Here is a 20,231-nt window from a genome sequence, read left to right on the forward strand (position 1 = left end):
ATGGCATCAACACGTGTCACGCTTCAGAAGATGTCGATTAGAGTTGGGGTATTTGTACTGATTTCTCTAATGTGCATCCCAGGGGTATGGGTTATTTTCTCTGCTTTTCGTCCGAATTCGGAGATCTTGGCTAAGCCCCCAGTATGGATTCCACAAGAGTTTGGGCTATCCAATTTCATGTCGATACTAGGGGTTGGCGTCGACCAAATTGCGATTCCGGTTGGCAGTTATTTTATGAACTCGCTGATCATCGCCGTCACCAGCACCGTCATCGCCATATTGATTGGTATCGCAGGCGGGTATGCCTTTGCCCGATACCGTTTTAAAGGGAAAGACGCTCTGTTTTTGGGCTTGATGCTCTCGCGAACCATACCCGGTATCGCCCTCAGCTTACCCGTCTTCATCTTGTGGAGCAGGTTAGGCTGGATAGACACACAATTTGGGGTGATTTTGGTGTATGTCGCACTGAATGTGCCATTCACGATTTGGTTGATTGACGGATTTTTCAGGCAGATACCTAAGGATCTGTCGGAAGCGGCGCAAGTCGATGGCTGTACGCGTTGGCAAGCGTTTTGGAAAATTGAATTTCCTCTAGCGAAATCCGGTTTGGCGTCGGCGGGTATTTTCGCCTTCCTAACCTCTTGGAACGAATATGCATTAGCGAGTCAGCTCACACGTTCTACAGACAGTAAAACGTTGCCCGTTGGGCTAATGGATTTTACGGCTCAATTTACGATTGACTGGGCGGGAATGTGTGCCATGGCAGTAATTATTATTATTCCGGCATTGATTCTTACGTTTTTAGTTCAAAAGCACCTGATTTCAGGGCTGACATTTGGTGGTGTAAAAGGATAAACATCTATGGCTGACGTAAAGCTGAACAAGGTAGTAAAAAGATACGGCAAAACTGAAGTGGTTCATGGTGTCGATTTGGATATCAAACACAATGAATTCGTGGTGTTGGTGGGGCCATCTGGCTGTGGAAAGTCGACCACTTTAAGAATCATTGCAGGGTTGGAAGGGATCACAAGCGGTGACGTTGTTATTGGTGACCGAGTCGTGAACGATTTGCAGCCAAGGGACAGAAATATCTCTATGGTGTTTCAAAGTTACGCACTTTATCCCCATATGTCGGTGGAAGATAACTTAGGTTTCGGGTTGAAAATCTCCGGTATCGAGGAATCTGAAATCGAAAAGCGAGTGCAGAACGCCGCCGAGATTTTGGGGCTAGACAGTTTGATGGATAGAATGCCAGCAGAACTTTCTGGCGGGCAGCGTCAACGTGTTGCGATGGGGCGAGCCATTGTGCGCACGCCAGATGTGTTTTTGTTCGATGAGCCACTGTCGAACTTAGATGCCAAGCTGCGAGTGCAGATGCGTACCGAGATTAAAAAACTCCACCAAACCGTAAAAACGACGGTGGTGTACGTCACCCACGATCAGGTCGAAGCCATGACATTGGCCGACCGAGTGGTGGTGATGCGAGATGGTCACATAGAGCAGATCGGTTCACCCATGGAGATTTTCCATACCCCCGTCAATATGTTTGTGGCGTCTTTTATTGGAAGCCCCCCCATGAACATGATCGATGCCATTGCGTATGAGCAAAGTGGGAAGTGGCTGTTGCATTTAGAAGGTGCGCACGAGATTGAATTGCCGGAACGCTTTTTAGGCAAAGTGACCAACGAGCAAAAAATAGTGGTTGGTATCCGACCTGATGATCTCTACCCCGTGGGGCACGGTATGGAGAGTGGTGTACAAAGTTCTTCATTTCATGAAAGCGTCATCATTTCTGAACCACAAGGCACAGAGACGATTTTATTCATTCAGATCGGTCAGAAGGAAGTGCAATCGAAAATGTTAAGCCCGAGAGATGTCAGAAATGGGGAGCGGTTGGAATTTGCCATCGGGTTGGATCGCATTCATCTCTTTGACAAAGGAACCGAACAGTCCCTTTTGGCTGAGAGTTCCCACGGAGAGTAATCATGACAAGCTATATCAATGAACAAGACGAAATTACGGCGTTGCTCAAACAGTGCTATACCGGCGTAGTCAATGATGTTATGCGAGCAGAGGGCATGATGAACTACGTTTTGCCCCGTGAGCTGCGCCCGCTCATTACCGATCAGGTATTAGCCGGTCCCGTGTTTACCATTCAGGGAGAAGTGGATCAATCCATGGATGGTCATCAAAGCTTGCTGGAATGGACAGGGTTACTTTCCAAGGCAAAGCCTGGGCATATTTGGGTATGTCAGCCTAACGACAACAAGGTTGCCCACATGGGTGAGCTTTCGGCAGAAACGTTACAACATAAGGGCGTACTGGGCTGTTTAGTGGATGGCGGGGCCAGAGATACTGGGTTTATTCGTAAAATCGGTTTTCAGGTATGGCACCGATTCTACACACCCGAAGATGTGGTGGGCTACTGGAAACCGGTAGGGTTCGATGTGCCGATTCAAATTGGTGGTGTGACTATCTCCTCTGGCGACTACTTATTGGCTGACGATGATGGCGCGATCATAATTCCAAAGGCGTCGGCTAAATCAGTAGCCGAAGCGGCCTACGCATCCACCAAAGTTGAAAACAAAGTGCGCAGTGCCATTCTTGGTGGAATGGATGCTCAGGAAGCCTATTTGCAATACGGAAAATTCTAATGGCGTCGGTGATTTTGTTAAAAGAGGACGATAACGTGTTCATTGCTTGTCGGGAATTGCACCCGCAAGAAGTGGTCACAGCAGAAGGCTCTGAGCAAGCTACGAAGGTAAAACAGTTGACGCCTGTCGGGTTTAAGATTGCGCGATTAGCCTTAAAAAAGGGATCGTTGATCGTTAAGTATGGTGTGCCAATCGGGCGGTGCAGTGCCGATGTAGAAGCGGGAGAGCTCGTTCATACTCACAACCTACAGAGCCAATATATCCCATCGCATCAAAGGGGAGGGCATGTTCATGAGTGAAGCCATATCTAATCGCCAAGTCCACTTGCAAGGTTATTTGAGAAGCGATGGTCGAAAAGGCATTCGTAACCAGATCATGGTGGCGTATTTGGTGGAGTGCAGTCATTTTGTGGTGAGCAAAATTGTTCGCCACTTTGAAGGCATAGCACCGGGCATCGTACATGAGGTGGGTTTTCCAGGGTGTTACCCAAATACGCATGCAGAACGTGTGTTGTCGGGGCTGGCCACCCACCCCAATGTTGGTGCGGTTCTGTTTGTTTCTCTAGGCTGCGAAAGCATGAATCGAGACAAGCTGGATAAGTTGGTCAGTACCAGTGGTAGGCCGTCTCACACCATCAGCATTCAAGAGGTGGGTGGGACGCAAAATGCCATTGATATTGGTATCAAGTGGGTGACGGATGTCATGGACATTTTGGCGTCTGAAACCAAAGTAAGCATGGACATCAGTGAACTTTCCATTGCGACGATTTGTGGTGGCTCGGATGGCACATCGGGCATCTCCGCGAACCCCGCAGTTGGTTTAAGTTTTGATCAATTAGTGGACATGGGAGCGACCTGTATCTTTGAAGAAACAGGTGAACTGATCGGTTGTGAAGCCCACATGAGCCAACGTGGTGCGACGCCTGAGATCTCGAAGGCACTGGTTGAGTCTGTCGATAAGGCTGCTCGTTATTACAGCACACTCGGGTTTGCGAGCTTTGCACCGGGTAATGCGGATGGCGGGCTAACAACCATTGAAGAAAAGTCTTTGGGGGCGTATTCCAAAAGTGGTACGCGCCCGATAAAAGGCATTCTAAAACCAGCAGAACTTCCTAATCAAAAAGGGCTTTGGCTGCTGGACGTGGTGCCCGATGGTGAAGTGCGGTTCGGCTTTCCCAACATTGCGGACAATGAAGAAATCACAGAACTGATTGCCTGTGGTGCCCATATGGTGTTGTTTACCACTGGGCGAGGGTCGGTGGTGGGAAGTGCGATTTCTCCCGTTATCAAGATTTGTGCAAACCCAGAGACATACCACCGTATGTCGGGGGATATGGATGTGAATGCGGGAAAGGTCTTGGAAGGCGCGACACTGGAATCCGTTGCCAATGAGATCACCGATCTCGTGATATCTGTCGCTCAAGGTCAGCAAACCAAGTCAGAGGCTTTGGGGCATGCTGAGTGTCTCATTACCTATAAGTAATGAGGCACACAAAGCACAGTAAGAATCATGATCATCACACAGGTCGAAATACGTTGTTGTCAAACAGACACGGTCATGAACGCCCACGCGTTGAAAAAGTCGGAAAAACCTGAGGCGCTGAACTTCCTTGTGGTGACCCTTAAAACCGAATGTGGATCCAGTGCATCCATGTTCGGTTTTGCGGGGAAATCCGCGTTAGGGGCGGGTCACCTTGCAGCATCGAGCATGCCGACACTGCTTGTGGGGAAAAACGCCCTTGATCGAGAAAAGTTGTGGCAAGAATACCGAACACTGAACCGTTGGTGGCATCATTTACCCATGTACAGTTATGGTCCGTTTGATTGCTGTTTATGGCTTTTGGGTGCGCAGAATGCAGGGCAGCCGTTGTGGCGTTACATTGGCGGGTCAAGGCAGCGTGTACCTGTTTATATGTCGTCGCTGGTTTTGCCCTCCATTGAAGCGTATAAGAAAGAAGCCTTGGCAGTAAAAAGGGCGGGGTATCACGCATACAAAATTCACCCTCCGGGCAACAATATGCGTGACGATTTGGAGATTCACCGAGCGGTTCGCGAGTCGGTTGGTGAGAACTTCACACTGATGTCCGATCCTGTTGCCTCATATTCACTTATGGAAGCGGTGGAGTTTGCCAAAGGGTTGGAAGCGTTGAACTATAGAGCTTCCCATTCTTCAAAAGTGATGCCTGAAAAAAATTCCCCTGACAGGAGCTCAATAAGAGTGAACTCGCCCGTGTAGTCATTTCGTGAGGCCGTATCAATAAAGTAGCTGTTTGCAATGCGGACAACGTTGTCACTTCTTGTGTGACCATGAATGGTGAAATCGACATTCGCCACAGGATCAGAGGGTTCACCTTGGATACGTGTTCTTCCCCAAATCCATCTTGGATTGTCTAGCATGTTGCCTTGCCAGTTCTGCATTTCTGTCCAATCAAGGCTGTGTGGTTGAGCGTGGCTTATACCGACTTTTCTGCCATCAGGGAGATGACAAGTCATCGCGCTTGGCATCCCTTCAGCAATTGCTTGCAAGTGTTTTAATGTGCCTATGGGTTTTTCAAGTGCCCAATCGCCCCCATTTTTGCACCACATTTCTATTAACTTTCTTTGTTCTTTATTCTTATTGTCGAGGTCCCAAACAGACATGGCATTGGACATCATGAGTTCATGGTTTCCAATAATGGAGAGAAACCAGTCATTTTCTGAGTAAAAACAGAGAGTTTCGGCGGATTGTGGGCCTCGATCGATGAGATCGCCAACCGATATCAGCAAATCGGCGTCGGGATTAAAATCGATGACTTGTAGAGTGTGTTTTAAATGCCCAAGTTTGCCGTGGATATCGCCAACCACAAAAACACGTGCAAAATTAGAGACGTTTATATGTTGATGTCTGAATTCCATTCCTTTAAACCTCTTTGAAACTGAACCAGAATCGTCTGATGGACGTTATACGAAAGCTTTCTTGTTGACTATATACCTAATTAGCCAAGTTTCAGAAGCAATATATTTCGTACAGTGCATTTATGCTAATGATAACTTACCGAGAGTGCGTTTTATTGGTCTTTAGTGCATAGGTGACGATTCGGTGCGTCTCTACACAAATAGAAAATAGAACCTCGGTGGTTTGATGGGAATTCGAACGAGAAAGGCCTGTTTCGAGCTTGATACGACAGACCTTAGGAAGCCCTAAAAGAGTAACGAGGGACGTACCGTTAGCCCAAGATATCCATTTCAAAGCGCTTCAATACAAAGTTGGTATCGCTTCCAGCACCCTGTTCAGATCCGATCAGCATTTCTGTCATCATATTCGTTTGAACGGTTCATCTGAGTAGAGTGTAAGAATGTCATTCCATATAAGGTTCTAACCTCAACCTTCTCTGGTCTGCTTGCTTAAAAGGGGTAACATCACTTTGACTATATACGTAAAATCACCGCATTCGTTGCACGATATTCGATTGATTATTGAATCACTTTATCGTTTTAACGAATCCTTTTCATTTATAGACTGACAATCAACGCCTACCTATTTTCGCTTTGTTAATCTTAGCGAGTTCGCTGACCATTTTGCGTAGATATTTATGCTAAGGCGGACGTATTTTATAAAATCAAGCGGAGAGAAATGATGAAAAAGAGAGCTATTTGTTCTATTGCCATGGCAGGTTTGTCGCAGGTTTTGCTGCCTAACCTTGCCAATGCACATGGTTGGGTTGAATACCCTAGTGCTAGGCAAAATACGTGCTACATGGACGGTGGCTTTTGGGTTGAAGCGATTCCTAACCAAGCGTGTCAGGCGGCATTCGATGTTTCGGGTGCCTTTCCTTTCGTGCAAAGAAGTGAAATTTCTGCGAACGTTTCTAAATACGAAGACATAGAAAATGTCAAAGCGGTAGTTAAAGATGGTAGCTTATGTTCGGCAGGTGCAAACTCGAAGGTTGGCCTGGATGTAACGTCACCACACTGGCAAAAGACGTCCCTTCAACTCAATGAGAATAACGAGTTTGAACTGGTCTTTTATGCTAAAACACCTCATGATCCATCTTACTGGGAAGTCTATCTATCTAATGCATCATACACGGGGGATGCACCACTAACTTGGGCTGACCTTGATATGCTGGTTAAGAGCGATAAAGTGGTACTCGGGGAGGATAGAAGATATCGACTCACGGTGAAAATTCCAGAAGGAAGAACAGGCGATGCCATACTGTACACACGTTGGCAACGTAAAGATCCAGGTGGTGAGGGTTTCTACAACTGTAGCGATATCAGCTTGAGTGGTGGGGGTGCGAGCCCAGAGCCAGCGTCGGTTGATCCAACGCCTTCAACGAAAAACCTAACTGAACTTGGTTATTTTGTCTCTTCTGACTTTGAGCCTGTAGACGTTGGGGATACTGTTCGGTTACGCACATTCAGTCCTGATGGTCAAGAGGTCAGCGATATTCAATTGCCAATCACTGCTAACAACCAGTCGAACTGGATGGGTTTGATTGCAACTCAATTTAATGACCAAAATAAAGGGCAGTGGTTTATTGGTATTTGGCATACTGACATGAACCACTACATGTATGACAGTTCGAATGTTTTGGCGAACAAAGTCCATGCAACGAACTCAGAGCTTTCGTATCAGTTGTCTTTGATCAAAGCAACAGATCCTACGCCTCCGGAAGCAGATACATGGAGCGCGACCAAACTCTATAAGGGGGGTGACGTTGTCACACATGATGGTAAAACATGGACGGCGAAATGGGAAACAAAGGGCCAAATCCCCGGCACAACAGGTAAGTGGGGTGTTTGGCGCTCAATCTAAATGAATGTTACTTTAACGCCTCTTCGGAGGCGTTTTTGGTTTCCTGTAACGTCATTCTACTCCTAAATTCGTAGGATCGTGTAACGAGCGGTTACAAAGGTCTGAGATCTTGATAATTCCTAAAGTTATCCCCGACAAATGTTTGAAAGATGGCGTTAAACACTATATTTTTAGGCTGGATTTATATAACAGGCTATAGGCAAGGTTAACTTGCTAGGGAAAACGATGGACATTTTTAAGATCATTCAGGAATCTTGGAATTACTACGCACGCCACATTCAAGGTGTTTTTTTGGTCATGATACCTGTGATCGCAATTATGGATTTATTTTACGTACTGAATCCGGTGGACCTTAAAGAGATGTCCAATGCTCAGGAAATCATGAAAAGTGTTATTCCTTTTGTAATGTTGCCTTTGTATCAAGCGGCGTTAGTTGTATTGTTTCAATCGCGTTTTGATGGCGCTATGCTGACCACCTCGCAGTGTTATAATTTTGGTAGCCAAGCCTTTGTCCGGCTTCTCGTTATGTACATTCTAATGGGCATCGCGATTTTATCCGGTTTAATGCTGTTGATCATTCCTGGTGTTTACCTGATTGGTCGGTTCTGCTTGGCCGAATTTTACTGTGTGTTGGAGAAAAAATCGTACACACAAGCCTTATCATCAAGCTGGGCTGCCACGAAGGAATATCAATGGCCAATTTTAGGAGGCTACATACTGGTGGCGTTACTTCAGGCAATGCCGACGTATTTCATTTCAATCTTATTGAATGCTTTAGAGATTGAGAATAAGGTCGTCGATTTCTTTGTCGGGGGATTAAGTACTGTTCTTTTGGTCATGATCACGGCTTACACATTCCGAGTGTACAGTTTTGTAAAAGACAGCGAACCAAAGATAACGGAAACAGTTTAAAATCCCAAGATAAGTACAGAGTCCTTCATAAAAACAACCATTCTGTATCATGCCATCGCGACCGCGATGGTTTTTTTTGCAAGTAAGGTCTTGATTCAACCAGTTTTGGGGTCTTGGCATACACATTCAGTACTTAACCGATAAATTTTCTAGCGAAAGTAATCTTGAATGGCGGTTTTTATTCCTAATTCAGGGCTACTGAATACAGGAATAGAATAACGTTTGGATTGAACCGCGCCCGCCATTGAAGCTTGTGCCAGCATAATGGCGTCAAATTGATGTTCTTTTTCTGACAGTGTTTTTGAAATTAGGTCCAAATAACCTTTGGAATCTCCCACCATAAAGCGTTCCCATGCATTTGGAATCAACTGATACTCTATACTTGGCAATGCGTGTTCTTTAATGCAGGACTGTTCCATTAACGCTTGAGTGGGCAATAACGTGCTTTCCAATGCCGCGAGCACAAGAACATGGCTGTATTTAACCGCAGCGTCTGCCATGGCTCTGTCAATTCGAATGGCGTTTAAACCTCGGTGTTGAGCATGTTTTTCCACAATCCCGCCAAGCGTTGAACACGTACAAATCGTTAGCTCGGATTGGCTAACAAGATTTTCAATTTCTTCTGTTGTTGATGTCGAAACAGACGAGTTCAAACCGTTAAGGGTGGCTTCTTTGAGAATATCTTGACGGACAGAGTGCGTGATTTTTAGATCGGGAGCGTGCGTCTTTATTAATGTGCTAAAGGTATCAATGTGGACGGAAGAGGTATGCAAGAAAGCGATATCAAAATTTTTCACATTGAAATCCATTAGTTGTTTAGATAGAACTGATTTAAATCGTACTTGTTACCGCTCTAATGCTTGTAACACAGTTTGTCCAAAATATCATAATGGGTATGCGAAATGCCAAAAAATCCATTAGGGCTATACCCAAGACTTTTCAGGATTCATTAGTCTTGGTGGGTTTACGATCATCTGAAAATAGGATAAGGAAGTCGATGAAGGCACTAGAACTGAAATTACCTCCTCCGTTCGTAGCCGCCATTTGTGGACTCGGTATGTGGGGCTTACCTACCGTTCCAATCAATGACTCGTTCCTTCTTGACCTATTGGCATTATTGCTGGCGATTTCAGGTGTCGCAACTGCCATTCTGGGGCTGATTTCATTTCGAATGGCTCACACAACTTTCCATCCAACGTTGACAGAGAAAACAACGACACTGGTGACTTCTGGCGTGTATAGATTGACGCGTAACCCAATGTATCTCGGTATGTTACAGGGACTGATAGGTTTTGGGTTCTACTTAAATAATGGGTTGGCTTTCCTATTTTGCATGGTGTTTGTCGGCTACATGACTCGTTTTCAAATTCAGCCTGAAGAAGCGTTCTTGGCTGAACGCTTTCCACAGACATACCCTGAATATAAAACTCAGGTACGTCGGTGGATTTAACGTGATAGCGAAATAAAGCATGAAGAATGCCTGCTTTTTTATCGGAATACTTTGTTTCGTGGCACATGAAATTGATGCCACGATGCATCATACTTGGTTGGTTTTACCCCTGACGGTGTGGATACCTTCGGAATATGCTCAGACTGTGTTTGCCTTTGCTCATGTCCCTCTCTTTCTCATTATGATGTTTATGCTGCCCACTTATTTTCTGAGTAAGATCGAAAAAATACAAACAGCCATAGTCACCTTCATCATTATTCATGGCATATTGCATTCCGCTTTCATGACTCACGAACATTACGAATTCGATTCGTTTTTGTCTAATTTATGGATATTTGGCAGCACGATTTGCAGTGCAGTCTTCCTTATTTTTCAGACGGGGCAAAAACAGGGAACGGTGGTACACAAATAACAACCTGTTGGCTTGTGAGTGATATGTGATGACGTATACCCTATAACGATGAAAAAGGACACCTACGTGAAAAGAACCTCGTACCTCAGACCTAAGCAGGTGGTCGCAAACTATTGGAAGGCCATGGCAGGTAACGATTTTCATGCCGTAGCGCAACAATGGTTAAGTAAAGACTTTGAATGCACTTGGCCGCAATCCAATGAGTTGATTGCTGGTCGTGAGAATTTCGCATTAATCAACTCTGAATACCCATCTGATGGAGACTGGTCGTTTACGGTTAACACCCTAGTTGAGGATGGAACGCAAGTGGTGAGTGATGTGACGGTGACGGATGGAAAAGTCGTGGCGAAAGCCGTAACGTTTCACACGGTTTTTAATGGCAAAATCACGAAGCAAACTGAATATTGGCCAGAAGATTACGACGCGCCAGAATGGCGGAAAAAATGGGTGAAAAAGCGTTAGCCTTCGTTCAACTTTCGCGTTCATATTTCATGCTCCAGTTGCTTTACGAAGAACGAGCTCACGTAAAATGAAATAAACGGACGTGAATAGCGTTCTTCTATCCAGTTGCACGAAAAAACAAGTAGTGTGGTCGTAGTGGCACACTGCTTGGTTATACTTTTTAATTAAGTCGGCTGGTGGAGTGATGTGAAGAGAAAAATGAAAACCCGAGGTTGTTTACTCAGTATTGTGTTTATCGCAGCGGTCGTGTTGATTACCGTGATTGCGTTTATTACATTTGGTCAGCTTCGCACAACGACCACTCCCAGCGATATGCCCAGTACGTTAGGTGTGATTAAGCGTCTTAATGCCGATTCCAGTACGCAAGTATTGTTTATACACGGCTCTCCCGGCTCCAAAGAGGGCTATTTAGATTACTTAGATCTCCCTGCTTTACAATCCATAGCCGATTTGGTTTCGATTGATCGGTTAGGTTATGGTGCATCGAGCCCCGTCCCCGAACCGTCAATTTTTCGCCAAGCCCAAGCCATTCTACCTCACCTCTCGAACGAGAAAGCGAACATACTCGTTGGTCATTCACTAGGCGGCCCCATTGCGTTGCAACTGGCGTTAATCGCACCAGAAAAGGTGCAAGGAATGGTGTTGGTTGCCCCCGCGTTCGATCCGGAATTGGAGCGCCCCAAATGGTATAACTACATCGCAGATACCATGCTGGCAAAATTTTTGTTACCGGCAGAATGGAACCAATCCAATATTGAAATGATGTCGCTGTCTGAAGAACTGAACACGTTAGCCAGCCAAAATTGGGAAACGCTCACGATGCCGATTCACATTGTGCATGGTGAAGAAGACAATATTGCCGATCCTGGCAACGCATCGTTTGCGATAGAAAAGCTCCCGTCGGAAACGTCAAAACTCGTCTGGGCACAAAATGAGGGGCATTTTGTCCTTTGGCAAAACATTCCTTTCATCGCCAAACACATACAGACCGTTTCAAAAGAAGCTCAGAAAACGTATTAGAGGCTCAATAGAGGTGGGCGTGCGGGGCTTATATTTGGCTCTGAATCCTACATCTGAGGCCATTTGGGTAATGCACCCAATCATTAAAAAGAAGGAAGCCAAGCGGCTTCCTTCTTTCTACTTTCAATGAGACGTTGTGATTTTTCAATTAGGCGTCTTGCATTTTCTGTTGAGCATGGTTTTCGCTTTCGTCGATCAGCGCATCGACGATCACAGCACACGCTGCATCGCCTGTGATGTTTAGAGCCGTTCGAATCATATCGAAGATGCGGTCTAAGGCAAATAACAATGGCAAGCCTTCAATAGGGATACCGGCAGCCAGTAAAACCGCAACAACAAGGAAAGAAGGGCCAGGTACGCCCGCTTGACCTACCGCGCCCAACGTTGCCGTTACGATGATGGCAACATACGCAACAAAGCTAAGTTCAACATTAAATAGTTGAGCAAAGAAAATGGCGACGAGACCGTAGTAAATCGCGTTACCACTCATGTTGATTGTGGCACCTAACGGCAGTGTGAACGAAGCGGTTGAGTTACGTACTTTCAGTTCGTGCTCAACAGTATCAAGTGTCACGGGCAAGGTCGCCATAGAAGATGCTGTAGAAAGTGCAACAGCCTGAGGTTTTTTCATCGCGGAGATAAACGTTCTCGCAGAGGTTTTCGTAAAGACATGGACCAACGCTGGGTATACCACAAAGCCAAAAATCAGAATGGCAGCAACGTAAACAAAGAAAAGTTTAATCACAACGGTTAAAGCACTGAACCCGAATGTACCGACCGCATCGGCCATTAAGCCAAACACGCCGATAGGAGCAACTTTCATCACGCAGTTGATCATCCACACCATGGCATCAACAATGGCGTTTACGCCATGAATCAGTGGTGTGCGTTTTTCTTGTTCTAATTTTGAAACTGCGATCCCGAAGAAAAGGCAAAAGACCAATATCTGAAGAATGTTCGCTTCATTCAGAGATTGGAAAATGTTGGTTGGGATCATGCCGATAATGGTTGCCCAGAAAGCGGGAAGCTCTCCCTTGGAGGCGTACTGGTTTGAAAACATGCTTTCGACACCAGACACATCAACCCCCACACCCGCTTGAAAAATGCTGCCCATCACTAAGGCAAGTGCGACGGCTAACGCTGAGGTCACGGCAAAAAAGCCTAAAGTGAACACGCCCACTTTCCCTGCTGAATGGCTATCGCCTAGCCCGGCAGCACCTGAAATCAGCGCAACCGCTACCAATGGGATCACGAGCATCTTAATAAGTGAAATAAAGATGGCACCCAACGGTGCAAACATTGATGCCGAGCCACCCATATAGGCGCCGACAATGGTGCCTAAAATCATAGCAATCATAACCTGAATGCCGATATTGCTCATTAAACCCTTGTCTTTTAACACTGCCATAACCTCTGTGCTGTGAATGTTGTCAATATCAGATTTTGAATCTGTCTTTATGAATAAAAACAGATAAAAATGTTGATGGGCTTTTTACACTGAATTGGAAATGCGATCAATATAACGGGGGTGAATAAGATAGGAAAAATACGAGTCCAGCGACTTTTGAACCCATCTCAAAAGCAAACGATTGCCTTGAATGTGAGAGAGGTTGTTTATCTGGGTTTAAGCGAGTGTAAGAAAAACCATTATAGATGGCGCAAAAGAAACGCAACATTCAGAACAAATGTTGCGTTTTTGTTTTATGAAGAGGGAGCTGCCGCCAGAGTGAGTCGAATTGCTCTGTATTGTCTCGTTTGACTATTTTTGCGTTGCTGCTTTCATTGGTTCAATAAAGTGAGCAAGAGCCGACAACATGGCCGATTCGTCACTTAGGTTTGCCTCAATGATCTTCACGACGGCAGAACCGGAAATGGCACCTGCCGCCCCTGCTTTCAGCGCCTCTTTCACTTGCGCAGGCTCAGAAATACCAAAGCCAAGTAGTGCTGGCGGAGCGTTAAAATGAGACAGTTTGCTTATCATGTCTCCCACGGGCATATTTGCTTTGGTTTCAGCTCCTGTTACACCGGCACGAGAAAGCAAATAGGTGTAGCCGCCGCCCAGTTCAGACACTTGCTGAAGCGTTTCATCGGATGCGGTTGGCGGTGCGATGAAAATAGGGTGAATGCCATGTTTGTGCGCGGCTTCTACAAACTCTTTGCTTTCATTGGTTGGTACGTCGGCGATCAGCACAGAGTCAATTCCAGCATCTGAGCAACGTTTGTAGAAACTCTCGATGCCGTTGGCGTACACCAAGTTGGCGTACATTAACAAACCAATGGGTAAGTCTGGGTACTGCTTGCGAATTGCCGCAATGCTTTCAAAACAGATATCGGGTGTGGTTCCTGAATCCAAAGCGCGGATATTCGCTCCTTGAATCGTTGGACCATCCGCCAGCGGATCGGAGAACGGGAAGCCCAATTCAAGGGCATCTGCGCCTGCTTCAACCAGCGTTTCCATGATGTTCAGAGATTGCTTTGGGTTTGGATCGCCAACAGTGACAAAAGGAACCAATGCGCCTTGGTTTTTTTCAGCCAAGCGGGCGAACATAGCTTGATAACGATCCATTACAGCGCTCCTTTTTTCTCTAGAATATCGTGAACAGTGAAGATATCTTTATCACCACGACCGGATAAGTTCACAACCAAAAGTTGTTCTTTTTCTGGGTTGTCGTGCGCCATTTTCAGAGCATAAGCCAGTGCGTGGGAGGACTCTAACGCAGGAATAATCCCCTCATTTCGAGCTAGAATCTGGAAGGCTTCTAATGCTTCATCGTCGCTGATTGCAACATATTCAGCTCTGCCTGTCGCATTAAGGTGCGCGTGCTGAGGACCGACTGATGGGAAATCCAAACCTGCCGAGACAGAATAAGATTCTTCCACTTGCCCGTGTTCATCTTGCATGAGAGGGGCTTTCATACCGAAGAAGATCCCCGTTTTGCCGTGTTTCAGTGGTGCGCCGTGTTGATCGGTATCAATGCCTAACCCTGCCGGTTCAACACCAATAAGACCCACATCAGTGTCTTCGATGAAATCCGCAAACATGCCAATGGCGTTCGAACCGCCACCCACACAAGCAATCACCGCGTCTGGTAAGCGACCTTCGCGAGCAAGGATCTGATTTTTGGTCTCTTCACCAATCATTCGTTGGAACTCACGAACAATGGTTGGGAATGGGTGAGGACCCGCTGCCGTTCCTAACAAGTAATGCGCGGTTTCGTAAGAAGCCGACCAGTCACGTAACGCTTCGTTACACGCGTCTTTCAGTGTGGCGCTCCCCGAATGCACAGGAATCACTTCTGCCCCCATGAGTTTCATGCGGAACACATTAGGGCTTTGACGTTCTACGTCTTTTGCACCCATGTATACGCGACACTTCAAACCGAGTAGCGCACACGCTAATGCGGTTGCCACACCGTGCTGACCCGCACCCGTTTCCGCAATGATTTCGTTTTTACCCATACGCTTGGCAAGCAATGCCTGGCCCAGCACTTGGTTGGTTTTGTGCGCGCCACCGTGAAGTAGGTCTTCACGTTTAAGGTACAGTCTGGTTTTTGTTCCCTTAGTTAGGTTACGAGTGAGCGTTAAAGCGGTTGGGCGGCCAGCGTATTCCTGCAACAACCCCATAAATTCGGCATGAAAATCGGGGTCTTCTTGTGAATCGATAAACGCTTGTTCTAATTGCTCAAGCGCAGGCACCAAGATTTGTGGTACATACTGACCACCATATTCTCCAAAGTAGGCATCAAGTTTTGCCATGATAATTCCTTAACTTTAAACGAGTTTTTCGTTTGTGATCAGTAGTGTCTAATTTCTTTAAATGCTTGGGTTAGTTTGGTTTGATCTTTATAACCTGGAGCACTTTCTACACCAGAATTCAGATCCAATCCAAGACAACCAAGATTCGCGGCGTCTCTTACGTTTTCTGGCGAAAGCCCGCCAGCGAGCAAAATGTTCTTTTCTTTACCAATGAGCGACCAATCGAATGTGACCCCTGTACCGCCAGATTGATTGCCCACCTTGGAGTCCAAAAGGTGTCGGTCGACGTGTTGGGTTAAAAGCTGAGGCGCTTCATCGGTTACACCGTATGCCTTCCAGATTTGGCATTGATCAGAGAGGGTCGTTCTCAGTGTATCCACAAATGTTTGGTCTTCGTTGCCATGAAGCTGGACAGCTGCCAGCCCCAAGTCATTGGCAAGGGAGGCGATATTCTCTACGGAATGATTCTGAAAAACACCCACATAATGAAGCGGTGCACCACTCATGACTCTGCGAGCTTTGTCTGCATCGACGTATCGCTTGGATTTTTTAACGAAGATCAGACCGCCGTAAACCGCGCCAGCTTGGTAAGCTTTTGCTGCATCGTCTACCTGAGTCAGCCCACATACTTTGTTTTCGCCCAGTAAAACTCGACGAACAGCCAGTTCAAGATTGTCTTCGGACATCAATGAACTGCCGATCAAGAAACCGTTCGCGTATTGTGCAAGATCACGGACTTGCTGATTGTTATAAATGCCGGATTCAGAAATCACAATGGTGCCTTCAGGTAGCTTGGGTGCCAGCTCCTTTGTGCGGTTCAAGTCGATGGATAAATCCCGCAAGTTACGGTTGTTGATCCCAACCACTTTCGCCTTTAAGGCAATGGCTCTTTCAAGTTCTTCATCGTTGCTGACTTCGGTCAGAATACCGAGGTTCAAACTGTCCGCGACCTCGGCAAGCGCTTTGTATTGGTTGTCGTCTAACACTGAAAGCATCAGTAAAATCGCGTCTGCTTGATAGTGGCGAGCCAGATACACCTGATAGGCGTCTATCATGAAGTCTTTGCACAATACGGGCTGAGATACTTGCTTTTTGACTTGAGGTAAGAAATCAAAGCTGCCTTGAAAGTACTTCTCATCGGTCAAAACGGAGACGGCGCTGGCGTGGTTGTTATACACTGAGGCAATGTAGTCTAAATCGAAATCCGCTCGAATAAGCCCTTTGGAAGGGGATGCCTTTTTGCATTCCAAAATGAACGCGGATGTATCTTGCGATAAGGCGTCGTAGAAGCTTCTATCAGAGGGTTCTAACGTAGATTGAAAAGTCTCTAGAGGCTGAGATTTCTTACGTTCGGCCACCCAAATATGCTTGTCATCAACAATTTTTGCTAGCACTTGAGCCATGTCTCGATTGTGCTTGGTAATGTGCTCAGACATTGTGTTTAGCCTCTCTCTGCCAATTGTTTTACTAATTCATACGCTTTGCCAGAATTCATCGCCTCGATGGCTTTTTGAGTGTTGGCTTTCAGATCGTCATTCCCAAACAGCTTCAATAGTAAAGAAACGTTAACCGCAACAGCCGACACTTGAGCTTCTGTACCTTTGCCCGTCAAAATATCGGTGATAATGGCGCGATTCTCAGCAGGCTCACCACCTTTAATGGCCTCCAATGGGTGCGTATTTACACCAAAATCAGCAGGGGAAAGAGTATATTCTTCAATCTGACCGTCTTTGATTTCGGCGACCAATGTGTCACCGTGAATTGCCACTTCATCTAAGCCGCTGCCATGAACCACGGCAGCACGTTTCATGCCCATTTGCACCATTGTTTCCGCGATAGGGCGAACCAGTGCGGCATCGTATACCCCCATTAATTCGATGTTTGGACGAGCTGGGTTAATCAGAGGGCCAAGAATATTGAAGATGGTACGAGTTTTCATGGTTTGACGAACAGGCATCGCGTGGCGAACACCACCGTGATATTGGGGTGCGAATAAGAACGCCACACCCAAATCATCCACCGCTTTGCGCGTGTCTTCAGCGCTCATGGCGAGATTAATGCCAAAGGAGTCCAGTAAGTCAGACGAGCCAGATTTGCTGGAAACGCCTCGGTTACCGTGTTTCGCGACTTTTACCCCACACGCGGCAGCCACAAACGCTGCGGTTGTTGAAATATTTATGGTGTTAGAACCGTCGCCGCCAGTACCAACAATATCAGCGAAATCATAATCTGGGCGTGGGAAAGGATTGGCATTGTCGAGCAATGCTGACGCTGCCCCCGCGATCTCGTCTGGCGTTTCCCCTTTAATTTTCAGAGCAGTAAGAACAGCCGCCAACAGGATAGGATCCATTTCGCCTTTGATAATGACATCAAAAAGCTGCTGACTTTCGTCTTTCGTCAGTGATTGCTGGTCGTAGAGCTTGTTTATAATGTGTTCCATAAATTCTTCCTTCATGTTGCCCTGACTTTGACTGCAAGGCTGAATATCCGTAATTTTCTTTTGTTCTCGCTACGTGCTGTTTTCTCGCCACGGGCTTTTGTTCTTACTATGTTCTTTTGTTTTTACTACGCCAGCGCCCAGTGAATGGTGTTGGCTAACAAGTTTGCGCCCTGAGTGGTCATGATCGATTCAGGGTGGAACTGAAAGCCAATGACTTTATCTTCTTCATTTACCACGGACATGACAAGCCCGTCGACTTCCGCTGTGATTTCCAGCGAATCGGGTACCGATGTTGCGACTAAAGAGTGGTATCTTGCGATTGCGATAGGCGACGGCAACCCATGGTAAGCGGCATGATTGTGATGTGCCATCATGGAAACCTTTCCGTGCACGATGTTACCCGCCCCAGCGACTGTGCCGCCATAAGCCTCAACAATGGCTTGATGGCCCAAGCAGATACCAATCATGGGTACTTTACCTTTTAGGCGTTGGATTAATTCTGGCATGCTGCCCGCTTCAGAAGGTGCGCCTGGCCCTGGTGATAACACGACAACGGGCTTGTCTAATTTGCTAATGGCGTCTTCAATGACAGAAGCGGCAATGTGATTGCGATAAATCGTTACGTGGTGACCAAGTGATCGAAATTGATCCACCAAGTTGTAGGTAAAGGAGTCAAAGTTGTCTACAAATACTAAGTTCGCCATGTTCCTTACTCCTTATGCGCCGTTTGAATGGCTGAAATAACCGCTTGTGCTTTACCACGAGTTTCATCGGCTTCGGCCTGAGGGTTAGAGTCGTAGACGACGCCAGCGCCAGCCTGTACTTGCGCAATGCCATTTTCGATGTAAGCGGAACGAATAACGATACACGTATCCAAATCCCCTTCACCAGTCAGGTATCCAACGGCACCTCCGTAGCTACCGCGACGTGCTTTTTCCACATCACGGATCAGTTGCATGGCACGAATTTTAGGTGCGCCCGTCAACGTACCCATGTTCATGCAAGCTTGATAGGCGTGCAGGGCGTCTAAATCTTCACGCAATTGACCGACGACCCGAGACACCAAATGCATCACGTGACTGTAACGGTCAACTTTCAGTAAATCGGCGACGTGCCTTGTGCCAGCTTCAGAGATGCGGGCGACGTCATTCCGCGCTAAATCGACCAGCATCATATGTTCGGCGTTTTCTTTCATATCTGTACGCAGTTCAAGTTCTATACGGCTATCAAGATCGAAGTCGATGCCGCCATCCGGTCTTTTTCCTCGCGGACGTGTTCCTGCAATTGGGTAAATTTCGACTTGGTTGGTGGTGGTTTCGTATTTCAGAGCGCTTTCTGGAGAGGCACCAAATAGAGTGAAAAGCGCATCGTGCATGTAGAACATATACGGGCTTGGATTACTGCGCTTCAGTTCTTTGTATGCCGCCAATGGTGAAGGGCAAGGCAGTGTAAAGCGTCTCGATGGAACCACTTGGAAGACATCACCTTTTACGACGTATTCTTTTAAGTTGGTCACGGTTTGGCAGAACTCTTCATCAGAGATGCTAGGTACAGCGCTGACGTCTGTCAGTTTTTGGGATTCTTTTAACGGCGCAGGCTCGTGACTTTTTTCGGCAATATCCGCTAAACGTGCTTTTAACGTCTGTTCTGTTGAGCGGTCGCCATCAAATTGCGTTGCTTGAACGGTGCATTGGCGAGTTTGGTGATCCACCACCATAAGGGTTTCTGCCACGTAGAATACGTAGTCTGGACAGGCATTGGTGGCTTCCGCGTGACCGAGTGGTTCGAAGTTGGCTACATGATCGTAGGCAAACAACCCACCCATAAATATCGTGTGCTTATCTTTGTTTTTAAGGTCGTAGCTGTGTTGAACAAGACGAAGCGCGTCAAAGCTGGACGCTTCGCGTAAGCGGCTATCCTCGTCCAAATTGGTATCGGGCTCTTCGAAATCTAAAACCAAGCTATCATTGTTTAAGGTAAATTCGACATCAGGGTGTAAATTGGTTGAAAGGCGTTTAATCAAATGGCGACCGTTTTCCGTGAGGGCTTCATACACCACTTGATGACCACGGCAAACAATGCGAGCAGCGGCGTCCACTAGCAACCAACTGCTTAGGTTTTCTTTGGAATCGATCTCCGCAGACTCAAGTAAGAGGCTGTTGGTTTTTTCTGAGCAAAGCACCTGAAAAAGGCGCGTAGGATCTTCGCTGTAAGGCACGGACATTGGATGGAGTGTGACTTGCCCTTTCTCTTTTATCATTATGGCCTTATTCACAAGACCTCCTTTTGATTAAACACGTTTCTCAAAATACATACTCGCACATTCAA

The 20,231-nt window shown here is 46.5% G+C and carries 21 protein-coding genes; 12 read left to right on the forward strand and 9 right to left on the reverse strand.

Annotated elements, in window-relative coordinates; translation table 11 throughout:
• Genes HC752_RS06845 through HC752_RS06870 form a run of 6 tightly spaced genes read left to right on the forward strand, consistent with a single transcriptional unit; the run spans nt 1 to nt 4,889 of the window.
• On the forward strand, nt 1-855 hold the full coding sequence (locus HC752_RS06845; RefSeq protein ID WP_190334386.1) for a carbohydrate ABC transporter permease: 855 nt from the start codon (nt 1-3) through the stop codon (nt 853-855).
• Nucleotides 856-861: 6 nt separating this feature from the next.
• Nucleotides 862-1,983, forward strand: a complete 1,122-nt coding sequence (locus tag HC752_RS06850) for an ABC transporter ATP-binding protein (RefSeq protein WP_190334387.1) — start codon at nt 862-864, stop codon at nt 1,981-1,983.
• A gap of 2 nt (nt 1,984-1,985) precedes the next feature.
• Complete coding sequence (locus HC752_RS06855; RefSeq protein WP_190334388.1) at nt 1,986-2,654, forward strand: RraA family protein; 669 nt, start codon at nt 1,986-1,988, stop codon at nt 2,652-2,654.
• On the forward strand, nt 2,654-2,953 hold the full coding sequence (locus tag HC752_RS06860) for a UxaA family hydrolase (protein ID WP_190334389.1): 300 nt from the start codon (nt 2,654-2,656) through the stop codon (nt 2,951-2,953). The genes HC752_RS06855 and HC752_RS06860 overlap by 1 nt, the downstream gene beginning before the upstream one ends.
• Entirely contained in the window at nt 2,946-4,136 is a 1,191-nt protein-coding gene (locus HC752_RS06865; RefSeq protein ID WP_190334390.1) for a UxaA family hydrolase, read from the forward strand. Before HC752_RS06860 ends, HC752_RS06865 begins: the two co-directional genes overlap by 8 nt.
• Nucleotides 4,137-4,163: 27 nt before the next feature.
• Entirely contained in the window at nt 4,164-4,889 is a 726-nt protein-coding gene (locus tag HC752_RS06870) for an enolase C-terminal domain-like protein (protein WP_190334391.1), read from the forward strand.
• Here HC752_RS06870 and HC752_RS06875 read toward each other — a convergent pair.
• The gene (locus HC752_RS06875) at nt 4,805-5,548 is read right to left on the reverse strand and encodes a metallophosphoesterase (RefSeq protein ID WP_190334392.1); all 744 of its coding nucleotides are present in this window, start codon (nt 5,546-5,548) and stop codon (nt 4,805-4,807) included. The two genes, HC752_RS06870 and HC752_RS06875, sit on opposite strands and share 85 nt — an antisense overlap.
• A 721-nt stretch (nt 5,549-6,269) precedes the next feature.
• Here HC752_RS06875 and HC752_RS06880 point away from each other — a divergent pair.
• Together HC752_RS06880 and HC752_RS06885 are read left to right on the forward strand one after the other, a co-directional pair.
• The gene (locus HC752_RS06880; RefSeq protein ID WP_190334459.1) at nt 6,270-7,451 is read left to right on the forward strand and encodes a lytic polysaccharide monooxygenase; all 1,182 of its coding nucleotides are present in this window, start codon (nt 6,270-6,272) and stop codon (nt 7,449-7,451) included.
• 225 nt (nt 7,452-7,676) lie between these two features.
• Complete coding sequence (locus tag HC752_RS06885; RefSeq protein ID WP_190334393.1) at nt 7,677-8,363, forward strand: hypothetical protein; 687 nt, start codon at nt 7,677-7,679, stop codon at nt 8,361-8,363.
• Between the two features lie 149 nt (nt 8,364-8,512).
• On the opposite strand, the gene HC752_RS06890 is transcribed toward HC752_RS06885, so the two are convergent.
• Nucleotides 8,513-9,160, reverse strand: a complete 648-nt coding sequence (locus HC752_RS06890; RefSeq protein WP_190334394.1) for an amino-acid racemase — start codon at nt 9,158-9,160, stop codon at nt 8,513-8,515.
• Nucleotides 9,161-9,360: 200 nt separating this feature from the next.
• Between HC752_RS06890 and HC752_RS06895 the strand changes: the two genes are divergently transcribed.
• The 4 genes from HC752_RS06895 to HC752_RS06910 all read left to right on the forward strand — a co-directional run bounded on the left by HC752_RS06895 (nt 9,361) and on the right by HC752_RS06910 (nt 11,707).
• A complete protein-coding gene (locus tag HC752_RS06895; RefSeq protein ID WP_190334395.1) occupies nt 9,361-9,813 on the forward strand; it encodes a methyltransferase family protein in 453 nt (150 codons plus the stop codon).
• 19 nt (nt 9,814-9,832) lie between these two features.
• A complete protein-coding gene (locus tag HC752_RS06900; protein ID WP_342029455.1) occupies nt 9,833-10,225 on the forward strand; it encodes a DUF6713 family protein in 393 nt (130 codons plus the stop codon).
• A gap of 66 nt (nt 10,226-10,291) precedes the next feature.
• Entirely contained in the window at nt 10,292-10,687 is a 396-nt protein-coding gene (locus HC752_RS06905) for a nuclear transport factor 2 family protein (RefSeq protein ID WP_342029456.1), read from the forward strand.
• Nucleotides 10,688-10,873: 186 nt separating this feature from the next.
• Nucleotides 10,874-11,707, forward strand: a complete 834-nt coding sequence (locus HC752_RS06910) for an alpha/beta fold hydrolase (RefSeq protein ID WP_342029457.1) — start codon at nt 10,874-10,876, stop codon at nt 11,705-11,707.
• A 148-nt stretch (nt 11,708-11,855) separates the two neighbouring features.
• Here the strand turns inward: HC752_RS06910 and HC752_RS06915 are convergent, their stop codons facing one another.
• The 7 genes from HC752_RS06915 to HC752_RS06945 all read right to left on the reverse strand — a co-directional run bounded on the left by HC752_RS06915 (nt 11,856) and on the right by HC752_RS06945 (nt 20,178).
• Nucleotides 11,856-13,115, reverse strand: a complete 1,260-nt coding sequence (locus tag HC752_RS06915; RefSeq protein ID WP_190334398.1) for a dicarboxylate/amino acid:cation symporter — start codon at nt 13,113-13,115, stop codon at nt 11,856-11,858.
• Nucleotides 13,116-13,466: 351 nt separating this feature from the next.
• On the reverse strand, nt 13,467-14,273 hold the full coding sequence (gene trpA, locus HC752_RS06920) for a tryptophan synthase subunit alpha (protein ID WP_190334399.1): 807 nt from the start codon (nt 14,271-14,273) through the stop codon (nt 13,467-13,469).
• Complete coding sequence (trpB, locus tag HC752_RS06925; RefSeq protein WP_190334400.1) at nt 14,273-15,463, reverse strand: tryptophan synthase subunit beta; 1,191 nt, start codon at nt 15,461-15,463, stop codon at nt 14,273-14,275. The genes trpA and trpB overlap by 1 nt, the downstream gene beginning before the upstream one ends.
• Before the next feature lie 38 nt (nt 15,464-15,501).
• The gene (trpCF, locus tag HC752_RS06930; RefSeq protein ID WP_202987888.1) at nt 15,502-16,899 is read right to left on the reverse strand and encodes a bifunctional indole-3-glycerol-phosphate synthase TrpC/phosphoribosylanthranilate isomerase TrpF; all 1,398 of its coding nucleotides are present in this window, start codon (nt 16,897-16,899) and stop codon (nt 15,502-15,504) included.
• 5 nt (nt 16,900-16,904) lie between these two features.
• A complete protein-coding gene (trpD, locus tag HC752_RS06935; RefSeq protein ID WP_190334401.1) occupies nt 16,905-17,903 on the reverse strand; it encodes an anthranilate phosphoribosyltransferase in 999 nt (332 codons plus the stop codon).
• Between the two features lie 125 nt (nt 17,904-18,028).
• Nucleotides 18,029-18,607, reverse strand: a complete 579-nt coding sequence (locus tag HC752_RS06940) for an aminodeoxychorismate/anthranilate synthase component II (RefSeq protein WP_190334402.1) — start codon at nt 18,605-18,607, stop codon at nt 18,029-18,031.
• A gap of 5 nt (nt 18,608-18,612) precedes the next feature.
• Nucleotides 18,613-20,178, reverse strand: coding sequence for an anthranilate synthase component 1 (locus HC752_RS06945; protein ID WP_190334403.1), 1,566 nt, complete (start codon nt 20,176-20,178; stop codon nt 18,613-18,615).
• Nucleotides 20,179-20,231: the final 53 nt, after the last annotated feature.

This window comes from Vibrio sp. S9_S30 (assembly GCF_014694455.1).
In the GTDB taxonomy this organism is placed as follows: Bacteria; Pseudomonadota; Gammaproteobacteria; order Enterobacterales; family Vibrionaceae; genus Vibrio.

Excerpts from the sequence above, each read along its gene's own strand:
- HC752_RS06845 (WP_190334386.1), top strand. The coding sequence starts at position 1 with ATGGCATCAACACGTGTCACGCTTCAGAAGATGTCGATTAGAGTTGGG.
- HC752_RS06850 (WP_190334387.1), top strand. The coding sequence starts at position 862 with ATGGCTGACGTAAAGCTGAACAAGGTAGTAAAAAGATACGGCAAAACT.
- HC752_RS06855 (WP_190334388.1), top strand. The coding sequence starts at position 1,986 with ATGACAAGCTATATCAATGAACAAGACGAAATTACGGCGTTGCTCAAA.
- HC752_RS06860 (WP_190334389.1), top strand. The coding sequence starts at position 2,654 with ATGGCGTCGGTGATTTTGTTAAAAGAGGACGATAACGTGTTCATTGCT.
- HC752_RS06865 (WP_190334390.1), top strand. The coding sequence starts at position 2,946 with ATGAGTGAAGCCATATCTAATCGCCAAGTCCACTTGCAAGGTTATTTG.
- HC752_RS06870 (WP_190334391.1), top strand. The coding sequence starts at position 4,164 with ATGATCATCACACAGGTCGAAATACGTTGTTGTCAAACAGACACGGTC.
- HC752_RS06875 (WP_190334392.1), bottom strand. The coding sequence starts at position 5,548 with ATGGAATTCAGACATCAACATATAAACGTCTCTAATTTTGCACGTGTT.
- HC752_RS06880 (WP_190334459.1), top strand. The coding sequence starts at position 6,270 with ATGAAAAAGAGAGCTATTTGTTCTATTGCCATGGCAGGTTTGTCGCAG.
- HC752_RS06885 (WP_190334393.1), top strand. The coding sequence starts at position 7,677 with ATGGACATTTTTAAGATCATTCAGGAATCTTGGAATTACTACGCACGC.
- HC752_RS06895 (WP_190334395.1), top strand. The coding sequence starts at position 9,361 with ATGAAGGCACTAGAACTGAAATTACCTCCTCCGTTCGTAGCCGCCATT.
- HC752_RS06900 (WP_342029455.1), top strand. The coding sequence starts at position 9,833 with ATGAAGAATGCCTGCTTTTTTATCGGAATACTTTGTTTCGTGGCACAT.
- HC752_RS06915 (WP_190334398.1), bottom strand. The coding sequence starts at position 13,115 with ATGGCAGTGTTAAAAGACAAGGGTTTAATGAGCAATATCGGCATTCAG.
- trpA (WP_190334399.1), bottom strand. The coding sequence starts at position 14,273 with ATGGATCGTTATCAAGCTATGTTCGCCCGCTTGGCTGAAAAAAACCAA.
- trpB (WP_190334400.1), bottom strand. The coding sequence starts at position 15,463 with ATGGCAAAACTTGATGCCTACTTTGGAGAATATGGTGGTCAGTATGTA.
- trpCF (WP_202987888.1), bottom strand. The coding sequence starts at position 16,899 with ATGTCTGAGCACATTACCAAGCACAATCGAGACATGGCTCAAGTGCTA.
- trpD (WP_190334401.1), bottom strand. The coding sequence starts at position 17,903 with ATGGAACACATTATAAACAAGCTCTACGACCAGCAATCACTGACGAAA.
- HC752_RS06940 (WP_190334402.1), bottom strand. The coding sequence starts at position 18,607 with ATGGCGAACTTAGTATTTGTAGACAACTTTGACTCCTTTACCTACAAC.